This window comes from Streptomyces sp. NPDC046197 (assembly GCF_040646295.1).
Classification (GTDB): domain Bacteria; phylum Actinomycetota; class Actinomycetes; order Streptomycetales; family Streptomycetaceae; genus Streptomyces.
The window spans coordinates 333,662-351,470 of record NZ_JBEYZY010000006.1 but is presented as its reverse complement, the minus strand read 5'-3'; the positions used below and the strand labels follow the sequence as shown (position 1 = coordinate 351,470).

At 71.1% G+C, this 17,809-nt stretch carries 13 protein-coding genes; 9 read left to right on the top strand and 4 right to left on the bottom strand.

The window, feature by feature from the left end:
• The first annotated feature begins 441 nt into the window (after positions 1-441).
• Both AB0A61_RS11960 and ptsP read left to right on the top strand, forming a co-directional pair.
• Entirely contained in the window at positions 442-891 is a 450-nt protein-coding gene (locus tag AB0A61_RS11960) for a PTS glucose transporter subunit IIA (RefSeq protein ID WP_361289999.1), read from the top strand.
• Positions 892-992: 101 nt separating this feature from the next.
• Entirely contained in the window at positions 993-2,663 is a 1,671-nt protein-coding gene (gene ptsP, locus AB0A61_RS11955; protein ID WP_361289996.1) for a phosphoenolpyruvate--protein phosphotransferase, read from the top strand.
• Between the two features lie 146 nt (positions 2,664-2,809).
• Here the strand turns inward: ptsP and AB0A61_RS11950 are convergent, their stop codons facing one another.
• Together AB0A61_RS11950 and AB0A61_RS11945 are read right to left on the bottom strand one after the other, a co-directional pair.
• Positions 2,810-3,703 carry a hypothetical protein gene (locus AB0A61_RS11950; protein ID WP_361289993.1) on the bottom strand — a complete coding sequence of 298 codons (894 nt, stop codon included), beginning with the start codon at positions 3,701-3,703 and terminating at the stop codon, positions 2,810-2,812.
• 24 nt (positions 3,704-3,727) lie between these two features.
• A complete protein-coding gene (locus AB0A61_RS11945) occupies positions 3,728-4,936 on the bottom strand; it encodes an MFS transporter (protein WP_361289990.1) in 1,209 nt (402 codons plus the stop codon).
• A 116-nt stretch (positions 4,937-5,052) separates the two neighbouring features.
• On the opposite strand from AB0A61_RS11945, the gene AB0A61_RS11940 reads away from it, so the two are divergent.
• Positions 5,053-6,372, top strand: a complete 1,320-nt coding sequence (locus AB0A61_RS11940) for an aminotransferase class I/II-fold pyridoxal phosphate-dependent enzyme (protein WP_361289987.1) — start codon at positions 5,053-5,055, stop codon at positions 6,370-6,372.
• Between the two features lie 12 nt (positions 6,373-6,384).
• On the opposite strand, the gene AB0A61_RS11935 is transcribed toward AB0A61_RS11940, so the two are convergent.
• The gene (locus AB0A61_RS11935) at positions 6,385-8,352 is read right to left on the bottom strand and encodes an acetoacetate--CoA ligase (RefSeq protein WP_361289984.1); all 1,968 of its coding nucleotides are present in this window, start codon (positions 8,350-8,352) and stop codon (positions 6,385-6,387) included.
• A gap of 213 nt (positions 8,353-8,565) precedes the next feature.
• Here AB0A61_RS11935 and AB0A61_RS11930 point away from each other — a divergent pair, with 213 nt between their 5' ends.
• Positions 8,566-10,932 (top strand): TIM-barrel domain-containing protein, encoded by a 2,367-nt coding sequence (locus AB0A61_RS11930; protein ID WP_361289981.1) that lies wholly within the window; start codon positions 8,566-8,568, stop codon positions 10,930-10,932.
• A 1-nt stretch (position 10,933) separates the two neighbouring features.
• On the opposite strand, the gene AB0A61_RS11925 is transcribed toward AB0A61_RS11930, so the two are convergent.
• Complete coding sequence (locus AB0A61_RS11925) at positions 10,934-11,470, bottom strand: NUDIX domain-containing protein (protein WP_361289978.1); 537 nt, start codon at positions 11,468-11,470, stop codon at positions 10,934-10,936.
• Positions 11,471-11,653: 183 nt separating this feature from the next.
• On the opposite strand from AB0A61_RS11925, the gene AB0A61_RS11920 reads away from it, so the two are divergent.
• From AB0A61_RS11920 to glpK, 5 genes are all read left to right on the top strand, one after another.
• Positions 11,654-12,079: a zinc ribbon domain-containing protein gene (locus AB0A61_RS11920; RefSeq protein WP_361290048.1), complete on the top strand. Its 426-nt coding sequence runs from the start codon at positions 11,654-11,656 to the stop codon at positions 12,077-12,079.
• Entirely contained in the window at positions 12,076-13,266 is a 1,191-nt protein-coding gene (locus AB0A61_RS11915; protein ID WP_361289976.1) for a lipid-transfer protein, read from the top strand. Before AB0A61_RS11920 ends, AB0A61_RS11915 begins: the two co-directional genes overlap by 4 nt.
• Before the next feature lie 235 nt (positions 13,267-13,501).
• The gene (locus AB0A61_RS11910; RefSeq protein ID WP_361289973.1) at positions 13,502-15,127 is read left to right on the top strand and encodes a GGDEF domain-containing protein; all 1,626 of its coding nucleotides are present in this window, start codon (positions 13,502-13,504) and stop codon (positions 15,125-15,127) included.
• A 354-nt stretch (positions 15,128-15,481) separates the two neighbouring features.
• Positions 15,482-16,231 carry an MIP/aquaporin family protein gene (locus AB0A61_RS11905; protein WP_361289970.1) on the top strand — a complete coding sequence of 250 codons (750 nt, stop codon included), beginning with the start codon at positions 15,482-15,484 and terminating at the stop codon, positions 16,229-16,231.
• Positions 16,232-16,252: 21 nt separating this feature from the next.
• Positions 16,253-17,773 carry a glycerol kinase GlpK gene (gene glpK, locus AB0A61_RS11900; protein WP_361289967.1) on the top strand — a complete coding sequence of 507 codons (1,521 nt, stop codon included), beginning with the start codon at positions 16,253-16,255 and terminating at the stop codon, positions 17,771-17,773.
• The last annotated feature ends 36 nt before the right edge of the window (positions 17,774-17,809 follow it).

Genomic DNA, 17,809 nt, shown 5'->3' with positions numbered 1-17,809 from the left:
ACGGGGTATCAACATATCTGGCGTTGACTTTTGGCACGCTGTTGAGTTCTCAAGGAACGGACGCTTCCTTCGTACTCACCCTCTCGGGCTTTCCTTCGGGCGCTTCCCTTCGGTGTCTCCGACTCTATCAGGATTTTCCGGTCTCTCTGACCACCGTCCTGCGGGCATGCAGAAGATGATCCCGAGATAGGATCTGACAAGTTGGGTGCTGCCAGGCGACGACGCGTGGTGCGCCGCTCAGCCCCAGGCAGGAGTACGACTGTACACGGGGTCTCGGAACGGGTGCAAATCAATAGGAGAGGTGGTCTAGACCACCAACCGTGAGCTGTCGTAAGCTCTCGTACGGAACCGGCACGTACCGTGACATAACCTGCTGCACAGTGCGCCGTCCGGTACATGCAGTGACGGCCCATCTGAATCTCCACCCCTGGGAGGCTTCCCATGACCACCGTGACGTCCCCGCTCGCAGGACGCGCCATCGGACTGGCGGCTGTGCCGGATCCGGTCTTCTCCGGGGCCATGGTGGGCCCGGGTACCGCGATCGATCCGGTGCGTGAGCCCTCCGAGGCCGTCGCTCCCGTCGACGGAGTCATCGTCTCGCTGCACCCGCACGCTTTCGTCGTCGTGGACGAGCAGGGGCACGGGGTCCTCACTCACCTGGGTATCGACACCGTGCAGCTCAATGGGGAGGGCTTCGAACTGCTCGTGAGCAAGGGGGACAAAGTGACCCGGGGTCAGGCCGTGGTCCGCTGGAACCCAGTCGCCGTAGAAGCCGCCGGCAAGTCCCCCGTGTGCCCGGTCGTGGCGCTGGAGGCCACGGCCGAGTCTCTCTCCGATCTTCGTGACGACGGCGACGTGAAGGCCGGAGACGCTCTCTTCGCCTGGCAGTGACATCACCGTCGTCTCGAAGTGACACCACGGCCGTCTTGAGCACGGCGAACAGGACAACCATCGCGGCGGCCGGACCCGCCGCACTATCGGAGACGGGTGAGATGGAGACAACGCTGCGAGGCGTCGGCGTGAGCCACGGAGTGGCGATCGGCGAGGTTCGGCACATGGGGACGGCGGTGCTTGAGCCGCCTGCCAAACAGATACCGGCCGAAGAGGCGGGCCGCGAACAGGGGCGCGCCCGTCAGGCCGTGGAGGCGGTGGCGGCCGACCTGATGGCGCGCGGCAATCTGGCGGGGGGTGAGGCGCAGGCGGTGCTCGAAGCGCAGGCCATGATGGCGCAGGACCCGGAGCTGATCGCGGATGTCGAAAGGCGCATCGCGGTCGGCAGTACGGCCGAGCGAGCGGTGTACGACGCATTCGCCGCGTATCGCAACCTGCTGGCGGGTGCCGGCGAGTACCTCGCGGGCCGGGTGGCCGACCTCGACGACGTGCGGAACCGTATCGTCGCGCGCCTTCTCGGCGTGCCGATGCCGGGTGTGCCGGACAGTGACGAGCCCTATGTTCTGGTCGCGCGCGACCTGGCACCGGCCGACACCGCGCTGCTGGACCCGTCCCTGGTGCTGGGCTTCGTCACCGAGGAGGGCGGGCCGACGAGTCACAGCGCGATTCTGGCTCGGGCGCTCGGTGTGCCGGCCGTGGTGGCACTGCCGGGGGCCGGTGAGCTGGCCGAGGGCACCGTGATCGCTGTCGACGGCAGCACCGGTGAGATCTTCGTGAACCCGAGCGACGAGAAGAAGGCACACATGGAGGCCGCGGCGGCCGAGCGCAAGGCCGCGCTTGCCGCCTCGACCGGACCGGGTGCCACCTCCGACGGTCACAAGGTGCCACTGCTCGCGAACATCGGTGGTCCTGCCGATGTGGCGGCGGCGGTCGAGGCCGGTGCCGAAGGTGTCGGCCTGTTCCGGACCGAGTTCCTCTTCCTGGACGACAACAAGAACGCGCCGTCCGAGGAGAAGCAGGTCGAGGCCTACCGTCAGGTGCTGGAGGCCTTCCCCGAGGGCCGTGTGGTCGTCCGGGTGCTCGACGCCGGCGCGGACAAGCCGCTGGACTTCCTCACGCCGGCCGACGAGCCGAACCCGGCCCTCGGCGTGCGCGGCCTGCGGACACTGCTCGACCACCCCGAGGTGCTGCGCACCCAGCTGACCGCGCTCGCCAGGGCTGCCGAGGGACTTCCGGTCTACCTCGAGGTCATGGCCCCGATGGTCGCGGACCGGAGCGATGCCAGGGCGTTCGCGAACGCGTGCCGCGAGGCCGGGTTGCAGGCGAAGTTCGGTGCGATGGTCGAGATCCCGTCGGCCGCGCTGCGGGCGCGCTCGGTCCTGCAGGAGGTCGAGTTCCTGTCGCTGGGGACGAATGACCTCGCGCAGTACACGTTCGCCGCCGACCGTCAGGTGGGCGCGGTGTCCCGCCTCCAGGATCCGTGGCAGCCGGCGCTGCTCGACCTGGTCGCGATGGCCGCCGAGGCGGCGAAGGCCGAGGGCAAGAGCTGTGGTGTCTGCGGCGAGGCCGCGTCCGACCCGCTGCTCGCCTGTGTGCTGACCGGTCTGGGTGTCACCTCCCTGTCCATGGGTGCCGCGTCGCTTCCCTACGTCCGGGCGACGCTGGCCAAGTACACGCTGGCGCAGTGTGAGCGGGCGGCCGCCGCGGCGCGGGCCGCGGACAGTGCGGACGAGGCGCGCGACGCTGCTCAGGCGGTGCTGTCCGGCGAATAGCCGGACCGGGCATCGGCCGTGCATCGAGGGGCGCTCCACCTGGGGCGCCCCTCATGCGTTGGGAACCCTTGTCCCTCACACGACCTGGGCGAAGGTGACCGCGCCTGCTCAGTGCCGGTGCCCCTGCCCAGTTCTGGTCCCTCTGCTCAGTGGTGGTGCCCCGTCGCCGGTCCCTTCCCTCCCAGGTCCGGCGGCTCGCAGTAGTCGACGCCCGATTCCGGGGAGATGAGGTCGCCGGATTCGATGTCGGTGCAGTAGGCGTCGAAGACCTCTCCCGCCGTGAGGGGTGCAAGTCCGTCGCCGCGCAGGCGCCAGCCGTAGACGCGGTCCGGGATGCCGGGAGCGGTGGTGCGCATGACGAGCCCGCCGGCGCCCCGGGTGGCGATCCCGAGGGCGAGGACCGTGGTGAATTCGAGGGCTTCCGCCTCGTCGAGCCGGGTGTCGCCGTTCTCGTCCTCGTCCGCGTGCAGCACGGCCACGAGTGTTTCCGGGGGACCGGAGACGCTGCACACCATGTGCCGGTTGCCTGGCGGGGCTGTGTCGAGGATGCGGGTGAGGAGGTCCGATGCGCGGGTGAAGGCGGCGCGGCCGATGTCCTCGCCGCAGGTTGCGCAGGGGCCGAGCCGAGCCAGGAGCGTGGATGCGTACTCCCAGGTGGCGTGGCGGACTGCCTCGTCGACGAGGTCGGGCACCAACTCGGCGAGGGGTCGCCCGTCATAGGGGACGGTGGGACCTGAGCTCGCGAGTTCGGCGGTGAAACGGGTGCGGCTGGACGGGATGTCGGGGTCGAGACCGGTGTCCGCGCAGTACTCGGCATACTCCTCCGGGTCGAAGAGGGCCACTGTGGTGTGGCTGCCCTCGGCGGACCGGCTCTTCAGCAGTGCTTCGACCTGTTGGAGGTAGGTGGTGTGGTCGTCGAAGGCGAAGCTGCGGTAGCGCCGCATGGCGCGGAAGTCCTGCTCGTCGGTGAGCAGGCCGATGATGCCGGCGACTTCCTGGCGAAGGACGCGGCGCATGGTCTGCTGGTCGGTGTAGGCCATGTTTCCCCCTGTGTGCACAGTCGATCAATGCTCACTCACAGTAACCGGCGGCACTGACAACGGGGTCCGGGTGAGGCGGTCGCGGACGAGCCGGTGCTGGATCAGGCAGGTCGCGGCGATGCCGGCGCCGAAAACCGTCCAGCCGACAGGGCCGGTCGCGATGGCGGCGGTGACCGCGAGGGGTCCGATGCTGCGTTGTGCGGACTGCGCGAGTCCGTGGACGCCGAGGTATGCGCCCAGTGCGGTGTCCGGGGCGAGGGCGACGGAGAGCTCCCAGGAGACGGTGGCGTGGAGCATTTCGGCCAGGGTGAAGGCGGCGGCCGAGGCGGTCAGGAGCAGGGTGGCGCCGACGGGGCCGCGGGTGGCGGAGAGGGCCATGGTGACGCCGCCTGCCGCGAATGCGACGGAGAGCGGGAGCAGGAGGGTACGGGCGGCCGCGGTGGTGGCGCCGAAGCGGGCCAGTGGCACCTGGAGGCCGACCACCATCACGTTGTTGAGCACCATCAGCAGGGGGGCGAGGCCGTGCGGTGCGGTGCTCGCGTCGGCGATCCACAGTGGCAGGCCGACCTTGAAGACTGCATCATCCAGGAAGAGGACGGTCTCGGTCGCCACGTAGGCGAGGTAGGTGCGGTCGCGCCAGGGGTTCGCCGGTTCGGTGCGGGCTGCCCGGGTTTCGGAGCCGGTGACCTTGCGCGAGGACGACGCGGGTTCGCCGCAGCGCACGGTGAGCACGGCGGCGGCCACGAAGGAGAGGGAGTCGCCGGCCAGCAGCCATCGGTAGGCCGCCGTGGTGCCCAGGGCGAGAGCGGCCGCGGCAACGAGTCCGCCCAGGGCCCAGCCGGCGTTGGCGACGGTCCGGTTCACCGCCTGGTAGCGGACCCGGTCGGGGCCGGAGACGCGGGTGGCGTACAGCTTGGTCAGGACGCCGGCAGCACGGTCCGCGAGGCCGCCCAGTGCCGAGAAGGCCAGGAGCAGGGCGTAGTTGTCGGTGGTCAGGAGGGCGAAGGAGGCCAGGGCGCGCAGGAGTTGCAGGGCGATCAGCACACGAGTGAGCGGGAGCCGGTCCGCGATGCGGCCGCCGACCGGTGCGCCGGCGATTCCCACGGCTCCGGCGACGGCGGCGAGGGTGCCGACCTGGGCGACGGAGAGGCCGGAGACATAGGTGAAGTAGAGGACCGAGACGGAGGCCCACAGTCCGCTGCCGGTGCGGTCGACGAGGGCGATGACGAGCATTCTGCGGCCGTCACGTCCTCCGGGTATTCGTCCCGCCGCTGCGGCCGTTCGGCGCGTGATGCTCATTGCTCTGCTCCCCCTAGCTTCGCGTTATGTATTGATACATAATGATCAACGTGGCAACACAATATGGGATCAGTGGTTCGACGGCCAAGGCAATTGCCGCGTCCGTCGAACGGGGCGTGGCAGAGGGTGCGTTGGCCCCGGGGACGGCACTGCCGCCGGTGCGCCGGCTCGCGGACGAGTTGGGAGTGAGCCCGGGGACGGTGGCGACCGCGTACAAGGACCTCCGCGGACGCGGCATCGTGGTCACCCGCGGGCGGGGCGGCACGGTGGTGGCGCCCGCCCCGGCGGTGGCCTCACGACGGCCGCCCAGGGTTCCGGCGGGGCTGCGGGACCTGGCCGGTGGGCACCCCGATCCCGGACTGCTGCCCACCCTGGTGCCGCGCTCCGTCCTGTCCGCCGGTGCACGGTCCCATCGCTCCACGCCCAGGCTGGCGCGGTTGGAGGAGGCGGTGCGCGACTGGTTGCGACCGGACGGTGTGCCGGTGGAGCACGTGACGTTCGCGCACGGTGCGCTGGACCTGATCGGACGGCTGCTTTCCGTGGAACTGCGTCCGGGCGACGCCGTCGCGATGGAGGACCCCGGCTACCACCATCTGCTCGACCTGGTGACCGCCCTTGGGCTGCGCAGCGTTCCGGTCGCCGTGGACGACGAGGGTCTGCGGCCCGACGCGTTGCGTCGGGCACTCCGCGCGGGGGTGCGGGCGGTGGTGTGCAGTCCGCGGGCGCAGAATCCGCTCGGCGGGTGCTTCTCCACGGAGCGCCGCGACGCGCTGACCCAGGTGCTGGGCGAGGCGCCCGACGTACTGGTCGTGGAGAACGACCATGCCTCCGCGGTGGCGGACGTGCCTCTGCGGACGCTCACCTCCGGCGGTCTGACGCGATGGGTCCATGTGCGGACGGTGAGCAAGTTCCTCGGCGCCGACCTGCGCTGGTCCGCGGCAGCCTGTGACGCCACCACGCTGGCCCGGCACGACGGGCGGCTGCTGCTGACGTCCGGCTGGGTCAGCCACCTGCTCCAGGAGACGGTGTACGGCCTGATGAAGGACGACGACACGCGCGCGTTGGTGTCACACGCCCGCGAGACGTACGGGCAGCGGCGAACTGCCCTCCTGAGGGAGCTGGAGGCCAGGGGCCTCAGGGCACACGGCGCGAGCGGGATGAACGTGTGGGTGCCGGTGACGGACGAGTCCGCCGTGGTGAACGGGTTGCGGTCGTACGGCTGGTGGGTGGCGGCCGGAGCCCGCTTCCGGCTGGCGTCGGAGCCGGGTGTCAGGATCTCCGTCGCCGAGCTGGAGCCGGCCGACGCGGCCCGGCTGGCCTCGGACTTCGCGGCGGTGCTGGGCGAGTCCGAGGCGACCTACGGCGGCTGAGCGGGTGCGCCCTCAGGCGCGCTTGCGGGCCAGGTCCTCGTAGAAGCTCAGCAGGTCGAGGTTGTCGATCGAACCGGGGTTGACCGCCTTCTCCAGAGGCGTGCCCTGGAGGAGGCGCTTGACCGGGACCTCGATGCGCTTTCCGGTGAGGGTGTGCGGTACGCCGGGCACCTCGATGATCTCGTCGGGGACGTGGCGCGGGGAGAGCTGTTCGCGGATGGTCCGCTTGATGCGGTGCTCGAGGTCCGCATCCAGGACGGCCCCGGGGATCAGGTGCACGAAGAGCGGCATCCAGTACCCGCCGTCGGGCTGTTCGATGCCGATGACGAGGGACTCCTTGATCTCCGGAAGCCGTTCGACGGCTTCGTAGATGTCGGCCGACCCCATGCGCACGCCCTGACGGTTGAGCGTGGAGTCGGAGCGACCGTGGATGATCACCGAGCCGCGGGAGGTGAGGGTGATCCAGTCACCGTGGCGCCACACGCCGGGATACACGGCGAAGTAGCTTTCGTGGTAGCGGCTGCCGTCGGGATCGTTCCAGAAGTGGATCGGCATCGACGGCATGGGGTTGGTGACCACCAGTTCGCCGACTTCGTCGATCACGGGCGTTCCACTCGGGTCCCAGGACTGCAGATCGGTTCCCAGACAGGGTGCCTGAAGCTCGCCGATGTGCACCGGCAGGGTGGGGACGGCTCCTGCGAAGCAGGAACACACGTCGGTGCCGCCGCTGACGGAGGCGATCCACAGGTTGTCGCGGACCTCGTCGTGCAGCCAGCGGAATCCGTCGGGCGGAAGGGGCGATCCGGTGGTGGCGACGCACTGCACCCTGGACAGGTCGAAGTCCCGGGAGGGGTGCACGCCGGCCTTGCGGCAGGCCATGACGTACGCGGCGGAGGTGCCGAACAGGGTGGCTCCCGTGCGCTCGGCGACTCGCCACTGGGCGCCGGTGTCCGGGTGGCCGGGACTGCCGTCGTACAGCACGATCGTCGTGCCGGTCAGCAGGCCGGAGACGAGGAAGTTCCACATCATCCACCCGGTCGACGTGTACCAGAAGAACCGGTCCTCGGGGCCGAGATCACAGTGCAGGCCGAGTTGCTTGAGGTGCTCCACCAGGATCCCGCCCTGGGACTGGACGATGGCCTTGGGCAGGCCTGTCGTGCCGGAGGAGTACAGCACCCACAGGGGATGGTCGAAGGGGACCTGTTCGAAGTCGGGTGCCACGTCGGCGGAGGTGAGCGCCGACCACTCCAGGGCACCTTCGGGGGCCGGGGTCCCCAGGAGGGGGATGTGGACGACCGCACGCAGGGTGGGCAGTTCGCGGCGCAGCTCGGCGACGGTGTCGCGGCGGTCGTGCTCCTTGCCGCCGTAGCGGTAGCCGTCGACGGTGAACAGGACGACCGGCTCGACCTGCTGGAAGCGGTCCAGGACGCTGCGGGCGCCGAAGTCGGGAGCACAGGACGTCCACACGGCGCCGACCGCGGCCGTGGCCAGAAGGGCGACGACGGCCTGCGGGACGTTCGGCAGGTAGCCGCTGACGCGGTCTCCCGGGCGGACGCCGAGGGCGCGCAGCTCGGCGGCCAGGGAGCCCACCTGGCGGCGCAGCTCGGCCCAGGTCACGGGCCGCGGTTCGTGCGTCTCGTCGACGTACAGCAGCGCCGGTTCGTCCGCGCGGGTCGCGGCCGCGCGCAGGGCGTGTTCGGCGTAGTTCAGGGTCGCCCCGGGGAACCATGCGGCGCCCGGCATCCGGCGGTCGCCCAGTACGCGTTGGTACGGAGTGGAGAAGTGCACGTCGAACCACTCCGTCACGGCCTGCCAGAAAGTGTCCAGCTCGTCGACGGACCAGCGGTGCAGGGCCGCGTAACCGCCCTCGGACGGCGCTCCGTGGTGCTCGGCGGCCCAGGCCTGGAACCTGGTGATCTGTGCCTGGGCGATGCGCTCCGGCTCGGGCTGCCAGAGCGGCAGGGGGTTCGCGGTCGACATGGGGGCGGCTCCTGGACTGTGCGCGTCGTGAGCGTCGGTCGCGCACGTGCGGGGTGTGCGCGTGACGCGGCTGACACGGACGATGCCATGTGATCGACTTCTGCACCAGGGTGCCCCCCACATAGTCCGTGTCGTGAAGATGTGGCCCCGGCACGGGTGAACGGCAGTTGAACGACACGCGCGGACGGTGCGGTCAGTGGCAGGGTGAGCAGTATGGACGGTCGTGACCTGGTGCGTTCGGTGAAGGCGGTCGGTTCGGCGGGGGCAGCCCAGGGGGTGCGCACCGTACGGGCCGCGTGGCGCAGGCGGCGCACCGACGCCAAGGGGCTGCCGCCGCGGGGGGCCGAACGCGCGCGGGTGCCCGGCACGGTGCGGGACGTGGAGCCCGGACCGGGAGGCGGTGTGGTGCGGTTCAGCCGGTCACAGCTGCGCATCACCGTCACCGTGACCGGGGCCGTGTTCTGGGGCTGGGACGGCGCCGCCCCCGAGCCGTCGTACGCGCTCGCGGGCCGGTGTCCCGAACCGGACCCCCGCGCGGTGCTGGAGCCGGACAAGGACGGCGGCTGGCGGGTGGTGGCAGAGCGGGTCACGGTCACCGTCTCGCGGCACGGCGCGGTCGAGGTGTGCACGCCCGGGGGCGTGCCCCTGCGCCGCGATCTGCCGCCCCGGTGGTGGGAGCCGGTCGGTGGGGGCCCGGCGCGCTGGCTGCAGCGGACGGAGGTCGCGGCGGACGCGCGTTTCTTCGGCCTGGGCGGACGCTCCTCGGGGCCCCGGCTGCGCGACGGCACGTACCGCCTGTGGAACACCGATCCCGGGCATGCGTTCGCGCCGGGCGACGACCCGCTCTATGTGACCATGCCGGTCCAGCTGGTCGTGGCGGACGCCGGCACCCACCTGGTGTTCCACGACAACTCGTGGGACGGCCGGGTCACGCTCCGGGAGGGCGAGGAGGGCGCCGGCTCCGGTCACGACCAGTCCGGGAGGACCGAGCTGCGGATGGACGGCGGCCCGCTGCGGTGCTGGGTCGTCGTCGGCACACCCGCGCGCGTGCTGCGCACCTGGGCCTCGCTGACCGGTGCGGCCGCGCTGCCGCCGGCGTGGGCCCTGGGCCACCATCACGCGCGGTGGGGGTTCGGGTCCGAGCGGGAGGTGCGGCGGATCGTCGCCGGCTACCAGGAGCGCGGCCTGCCGCTGGACGCCGTCCACCTGGACATCGACCACTACGACGCGCACCAGGTGTTCACGGTCGACCAAGAGCGCTTTGCGAAGCTGCCGGAGCTCGCCAAGGAGCTGCACCGGGACGGGATCCGGCTGGTGTCGATCGTCGACCCGGCGGTGAAGGCCGCTTCGGGCAACCCCGTCTACGACACCGGGGCGGCCGAGGACGCCTTCGTGCGGGACTCCTCGGGGCAGGTCGTGCGGGGCGTGGTGTGGCCCGGGGAGGCGGTCTTCCCGGACTTCACGCACGCGCGCGTGCGGCAGTGGTGGGGCGGACTGTACGAGGAGCGGCTCGAGCAGGGGTTCGCGGGCTTCTGGCACGACATGAACGAGCCCACCTCCTTCACCGCCTTCGGCGAGACGACCCTGCCCCGGTCGGCGCGCCACGCTCTGGAGGGACGGGGCGGCGACCATCGCGAGGCGCACAACGTGTACGCCCTGTGCATGGCCAAGGCGGGCTACGAGGGAGTACGCCATCTGGTGCCGCAGGAGCGGCCGTTCGTGTTCTCCCGGTCGGGGTGGGCGGGGATGCAGCGCTACGGCGGGACGTGGTCGGGGGATGTGGCCACCGGCTGGCCGGGGCTGCGGGCGTCGCTGTCGCTGGTGCTGGGGCTCGGACTGTGCGGAGTGCCGTACTCGGGGCCCGACGTGGGCGGGTTCGACGGGAGCCCCTCACCGGAGCTGTACCTGCGCTGGTTCCAGCTCGCGTCGTATCTGCCGCTGTTCCGGACGCACGCGAGTCTGCGGGCGGGGCGCCGGGAGCCGTGGGAGTTCGGACCGGACGTGCTCGACCACGCGCGCGTGGCACTGGCCGGGCGTCGGCGTCTGCTGCCGTACTTCGTGACGCTGGCGCATCTGGCACGGCGCACGGGTGCGCCGTACGTGCGTCCGGCGTGGTGGCGCACGCCCGAGGACCGTGCCCTGCGGGACTGCGAGGACACCTTCCTGCTCGGTGACGGCCTTCTGGTGGCACCGGTGCTCGACCGCGGCGCGGACCGGCGGGCGGTGCAGCTGCCACGGGGCCGCTGGTACGACACCGCGACGGGACGGACGTACGAGGGGCCCGGGCAGGTGCTGGTCGACGCGCCCCTGGCACGGATTCCCGTGTTCGCGCGCGCCGGCGCCGTGATCCCGGTGCGCGGCAAGGACGGTGGGCTGGAGCTGGAGGTGTGGGCACCCGCCCGGGGGCGTACCGGCAGCGGAGTTGTGGTGCAGGACGCGGGCGACGGTTGGGAAGAGCCGGAGATCGAGCGCTATGCCGCCCGCTGGGAGGACGACAAGGTGATCGTCGAGCGCGAGCGGGAGGACGGCGTGGGCGCGCCGTCCCACCCGGTGCGGATACGCGGGCTGGACGAGCTCTGACTCAGAGGTAGCGGCCCTCGAACCACGCGCGCACGGCCAGTGTGTGCAGCGGGAAGGCCAGCCCCTCCGGCCTGCGCAGCAGGTGCCAGCCCTCCGTCTCGTCCGTGGCGGTGGACTGCGGCAGGCCCTCGGCCGGGCGCTCCGGGAGCAGGCCGAACAGCAGCAGATGGCCGTCGGGGGAGCTCATCGCGTCCACGAGCCGCACGTCGCGACTCAACGCGTCGATGCCCGTCTCCTCCCTGAGCTCGCGGACGACGGCCTGCCGCCAGTCCTCGCGGTCGTCGACGTACCCGCCCGGCAGAGCCGTGCCCCCGCGCGCGGGAGCGACGGTGCGGGTGATGACGACCAGGGCGGTGCCCTTCGTGTCGTACACCGGCTGGAGGGCCACGGCAACCGGCAGCGGATTGCGGTAGGCCACGGCGCCGCAGGCCGAGCAGGTGCGGGGCCAGCCGGAGATGCCCTCTCCATAGGGCGCTCCGCAGCCGGAACAGTGAGAGCCCGGTATGGAGTTGGCTGAAGGGTGCTGATTTTCGGACACGCGCGGACTGTATCCGATCAGAGGAACGCCGTCTTCCGTCAGGCTCGCATGCCAGGGCTGCGTCCGCACCGCAGCGACCGCCGCCCCGGAGGCCTGCCCTTTTCTCCCCGCCCGTGGCACACTTCTGACGCATCGTCAGGTTTCCGATGCCGGGGAGGGACCTTGTCGCGCACACGCACTCCAGTGGTTGCCGGGTGGTTCACCGGGGCGGGGGACGCCTTCCGGCTCCTGGGCACGCGGTGTTCCGCCTGCGCGTCCGTGTTCTTCCCGCGCGAGGACGGCCACTGCCGCAATCCCGGTTGCCCAGGGGGCGGTCTGGTGGAGGTCCCGTTGTCCCGGCGCGGGCGCGTGTGGTCGTACACGGACAGCCGGTACCGGCCGCCGTCACCGTATGTGAGCGACCCGGAACTTCCCTGGGAGCCGTACGCGTTGATCGCTGTGGAGCTGGAACCGGAGCGCATCGTGGTTCTCGGCCAGGCGGCCGACGGGGTCACCGTCGCCGATCTGGCCGTGGGCATGGAGGTGGAGGTCGTCCCCGGCGTGCTGCATGAGGACGCCGAGACGACCTGGACGACGTGGAAGTGGCGGCCGACTGGGGTGACAGCATGACGGCGGAGGTGGCGGTGCTGGGCGCGGGCATGCACCCGTGGGGCAAGTGGGGCCGCACCTTCGTCGAGTACGGGGCGACGGCGGCCCGCGCGGCGCTCTGCGATGCCGGGCTGTCCTGGCGGGAGATCGGCTCGGTCGTCGGGGCGGACACCGTGCGGGGTGGCTACCCGGGCTATGTGGCGGGCGCGAGCTTCGCGAAAGCACTCGGTTGGCAGGGAGCGCGGGTCGCGAGCGTGTACGCGGCGTGCGCGTCCGGGGCGCAGGCCGTGGCCACCGCACGGGCGCAGATCCTCGCCGGCCTCGCGGACGTGGTGCTCGTCGTGGGCGCGGACGCGGCCCCCAAGGGGTTCTTCCGGCCGGCCGGCGGGGACCGGCCCGACGATCCGGACTGGCTCCGCTTCAGGATCCTCGGCGCCACGAATCCGGCCTACTTCGGCCTGTACGCCAGGCGACGGATGGCGGTGCACGGCGACACTCTGGACGACTTCGCGCAGGTCAAGGTGAAGAACGCCGCCCTGGGAGCGCTGAATCCGAACGCCCGCTACCGCAGACGTGTCACCGCCGAGGAGGTCGCGGCCTCCGCGGTCGTCGCGGATCCGCTGCGGCTGCTGGACATCTGCGCCACCTCGGACGGCGGAGCAGCGCTGGTGCTGTCCAGCATGGAGTTCGCCCGCCGACGCGGCGCTGCGCAGCCGGTGCGGATCCGCGCGGTGTCCACGGTGACCCCGCGCTTCCCCAACACCGTGCTGGACCTGCCGGACATCGCGACGGACTCCGCCGTCGCGGTGGAGCCGGCCGAGGACAGCTTCAGGGCCGCCATCGCCCGGGCGGCGTACGAAGAGGCGGGTGTCGGCCCGCAGGACCTGTCCCTCGCCGAGGTCTACGACCTGTCCACCGCCCTGGAGCTGGAGTGGTACGAGGATCTGGGCCTGTGCCGCCAGGGTGAGGGTGCCAAGCTGCTGCGGGAGGGCGCAACGGCCCCCGGCGGCCGCATACCCGTGAACGCGAGCGGCGGGCTGGCCTCCTTCGGGGAGGCGGTGCCGGCACAGGCGATCGCCCAGGTGTGCGAGCTGACGTGGCAGTTACGGGGGCAGGCGGGTGCGCGGCAGGTCGCCGGGGCGCGCGTGGGCATCACGGCGAATCAGGGGCTGTTCGGGCACGGCTCGGCAGTGGTGGCGGTGCGGTGAGAGGAGCCCCGACGGGGAGGTGACCCGCGGTTCGCGAGGCGGCCGGTGGGGCTCGGCGTGCGACCGTCACGGACGGCCGGTGGGGCTCGGCGTGCGACCGTTCAGGACCGTCGGTTGGTCGGCGTGCGGCCGCGGTCAAGACCCCTTTCCATACGCTCCGTGATCGCTCAATAATCCTGTGTGAACGTCTTATGAACTGAACCAGGGCGGCCTCGGACGGCGCCATCATGCTCCCGTGAAGTCCTGGTCGGATACTCTCCGCTTCGCCTTCCAGCCGGTGGTCAATCTGACCACCGGTGGGGTCACGGCGCTGGAGGTCCTCGCCCGCCCGGAGTCCGGCGACGTCCTGGCCGAGGCCCGCCGCGACCCCCAACTCGACGGCCGACTGGCCGTGCTGGCGTTCCGCGCGGCGACCCGTAAGGAGACGCTGCTGCCGCTGCACGTGAACGTCTTCGCCGCCACTCTCGCCGACCTCGGCGGCCTCGACACGTTGCATGACGCCGTGCGGCAGGCGGGGCGGATGCCCTGGGAGGTCACGATCGACGTCGTCCCGCCGTACACGCATGTGCCGCAGCATGCCCTGCTGGAGGCCGCGACCGCGCTGCGCGGGCACGGGTTCCGGGTCAGCGCGGACGGGGTCGGGGAGGGGGACATACCCCTGCGGCTGCTCGCCGATCTCGCACCCGACCTGGTGAAGCTCGACGGCGCACTGCTGGCGCGGCCCGCGGCCATACGGGCCATGAGAACTCTGTGCGAGCAGATGGGTGCACTGCTGGCCGTGGAGGGCGTCGAGACGGAGCGGCAGTGTGCCCTCGCGCAGTCGGCCGGGGCGCAGCTTGCGCAGGGCGAGCTGTTCGCGCCGCCGGCCAGGCTGCCGGCGGTGGACGTATACGTTCCGCCGCGCTACCCCGAGATCGTGCCGGCACCGCGCTCGGGGCCGTCGGTGCGGGAGTTCCTGCGGCCGGCGGCGCTGCTGCCCGCCAACGCCTCCGCGGGCCAGGTGCGGGCGTTGCTGACCGGGTCGCCCGAGGTGTCCGGGGTCCTGCTCGTGGACCAGTACGGCATTCCGGTCCGGTCGGTGCACCGATCGCGCTTCCTGCTGTCGATGTCCGGGCGCTACGGGCACGCCCTGTACGCCGACCGTCCCGCCGCCAAGCTGGGCGATCCGCCGCGCACGGTCTGTATCGGCGCCACCGCCTGGGAGGTCCTGGACGTGGTCGCGGTCGGGGCGCGCGACCGTACGTCGGACGACGTGGCGGTCGTCGACCAGCGCGGCCGGTGCGTGGGCGTCGTACGCCTGGCCGATCTCGTACGGGCACTGGCCGAGTCGCGGGTGGAGGAGGCGGCGGCACTCAATCCGCTGACGCGGCTGCCCGGCTCGGACATGATCACGGGTGAGGTGGACCGGCGGATCGCGGCCGGGCGGACGATCGCGCTGAGCTGGCTGGATGTCGACCACTTCAAGCAGGTCAACGACGGCGCCGGCTTCGCCGCAGGCGACGAGCTGATCCGGTCGGTCGGGCGGGCACTGCAGCGTGCCGCCACCGGATCGATGCAGGTGGGACACATCGGCGGGGACGACTTCCTGGTGCTGGCGGATCCGGAAGGACTCGATCCACTGGTGGCCTCGGTGTTGGACGCGCCCTGGTCGGCGGGTGGCCGGCCCGTCACGTTGTCGCTGGCCACGGTCGTGTGCGCGCCGGGCAGCGTGACCGACCACCGCCAGGCGGCCGCCTGTCTGGCACCGCTGAAGAAGGCCGCGAAGGCACTCCACGGGGCCAGCTGGGTCCTCGGTCGAGCGGGGCTGCCCGGCCACGAGATCCGCCGCGGCTCGGCGGCTGCGACCGCGCAGGCCGGGTGAGCCGCGAACCGCAAGGCCCTTGGGCCACTCCCCCGGATCGCGCCGAACCGCTTGTCCACCGGCGCTGCGGCCCGCCGTCATCGTTGCCGTCGGCGACCTTGACGCTCTCTGTATGCAGGTGAACACTTCCCGTGTCAGTCGACGTCGCCGTACATCTCGGCGTTCCAGGCGGCGCGGTGCGGGCCCCGCCTGCATCCCGCCTCTCCCCCCACGGGCGATTCGGCTGCGACGGCACGCTCGTCACGGACGCCGGGCGGGGCGCGGAATCTCCCTGCCTTCGGCCCAAGACGCCATGGGAAACGCACCTCGCAGGGAGCACCGGGGCCGAGCCCCGGCCGGGGCCTAGGAGCCGCCATGAGCAACGGAGACATATTCGTCGGCGAGATCATCGGCACGGCGATCCTGATCCTGTTCGGCGCGGGAGTCTGCGCCGCAGTGACCCTCAGATACTCCAAGGCCCGCGCCGCCGGCTGGACCGTGATCGCGTTCGGCTGGGGTTTCGGCGTGCTCGCCGGTGCCTACACCGCCGCTCCCCTGTCCGGCGGACATCTCAATCCGGCCGTCACCATCGGCATCGCCGTGGACACCGGGAAATGGGACAAGGTCTGGGTCTATCTCCTGGGGCAGTTCGTCGGCGCGATGCTGGGCGCCGTCCTCACCTACCTCGTTTATCTCGCGCAGTTTCGAGCCAATGTGAGCCAAACTGGTACCACCGAGGGCACAGCGGATGAACCGGTCCCCACTCTCGGTATCTTCTCCACCATCCCGGAGATCCGAAACCCAATCGCCAACCTGATTACGGAGATCATCGCAACGATCGCGCTTGTCCTGCCGATCCTCGCCTTCGGACTGACGAAGGGGCTCGGCGAGTCCGGCACCACGGTGCTGGTCGTCTCCCTGCTGGTCGTCGGCATCGGTCTGTCGCTGGGCGGGCCCACTGGTTACGCGATCAACCCGACGCGCGACCTGGGCCCGCGCATCGTCCACACCTTCCTGCCGATCCCGAACAAGGGCTCCTCCGACTGGGGCTACGCCTGGATCCCGGTCGTCGGCCCACTGATCGGAGGGGCGCTCGCGGGCGTCATCTACAAAGCAGCCTTCTGACCTCGCCACCAAGGGGTAGCCATGACGGACAACGCCGAGAAGTACGTGGCCGCAATCGACCAGGGCACCACGTCGAGCCGCTGCATCATCTTCGACCACGGCGGCGCGATCGTCGCCGTCGACCAGCGCGAGCACCGCCAGATCTTCCCCAAGCCGGGCTGGGTGGAGCACGACGCCACCGAGATCTGGTCCAGGGTGCAGGCGGTGGTCGCGGGCGCGATCGCCAAGGCCGGGCTGCGCGCCGACCAGCTCAGTGCGCTCGGCATCACCAATCAGCGCGAGACGACCGTCCTGTGGGACCGTGCCACGGGCAAGCCCGTCCACAACGCGATCGTCTGGCAGGACACGCGCACCTCGGCGTTGTGCAGTGAGCTGGGCGGCTCCGACGGGCAGGACCGTTTCCGCGAGCAGACCGGTCTGCCGCTCGCCAGCTACTTCTCCGGACCCAAGGCGGCGTGGCTGCTGGACAACGTGCCCGGGCTGCGGGACCGCGCCGAGCGTGGCGAGATCGCCTTCGGCACCATCGACTCGTGGCTCATCTGGAACCTCACCGGCGGCACCGACGGCGGTCAGCACGTCACCGACGTCACCAACGCCGGACGCACCATGCTGATGAACCTGGCGACCCTGCAGTGGGACCAGTCCATCCTGTCCGCCATGAACGTGCCCGAAGCGATCCTGCCCGAGATCAGGTCCTCCTCCGAGGTGTACGGCACCGCCGTCGGCCAGCTCGCCGGAGTGCCCGTCGCGTCCGCCCTGGGCGACCAGCAGGCGGCCGTTTTCGGACAGGCGTGCTATGACGTGGGCGACGCCAAGAACACGTACGGCACCGGCAGCTTCCTGCTCCTCAACACGGGCAACCGGCCCGTGCCGTCCAAGAGCGGCCTGCTCACCACCATGGGCTACAAGATCGGCAGTGAGGCGCCGGTGTACTGCCTGGAGGGCGCGATCGCCATCACGGGCGCGCTGGTGCAGTGGTTCCGCGACCAGCTCGGCATCATCCGTACCGCGGACGAGATCGAGCCGCTGGCGGCGAGCGCCGAGGACAACGGAGGCGCCTACATCGTGCCCGCGTTCTCGGGACTGTTCGCGCCGTACTGGCGCGCGGACGCGCGCGGGGTCATCACCGGTCTGACGCGGTACGTCACGAAGGCACACCTCGCGCGGGCCGTGCTGGAGGCGACAAGCTGGCAGACGCGCGAGGTCGTGGACGCCATGTACCAGGACTCCGGGGTGGAGCTCACCACCCTGAAGGTGGACGGCGGCATGACGAAGAACAACCTCCTCATGCAGCACCAGGCCGACGTGCTCGACGTGCCGGTGATCCGTCCGAAGGTCTCCGAGACCACCTGCCTGGGCGCCGCCTACGCGGCCGGGCTCGCCACCGGCGTCTGGAACGACCTCGACGAACTGAAGTCGCACTGGCAGGAGGACGCCGAGTGGACTCCGGCCATGGAGTCCTCGGTCCGTGACCGCGAGTACCGCAACTGGAAGAAGGCCGTGGAGAAGAGCTTCGGCTGGCTGGAGGACGGCGACAGCTAAAGGGGCGACAGCTGGACCCACACGCGCGCGTGCCGC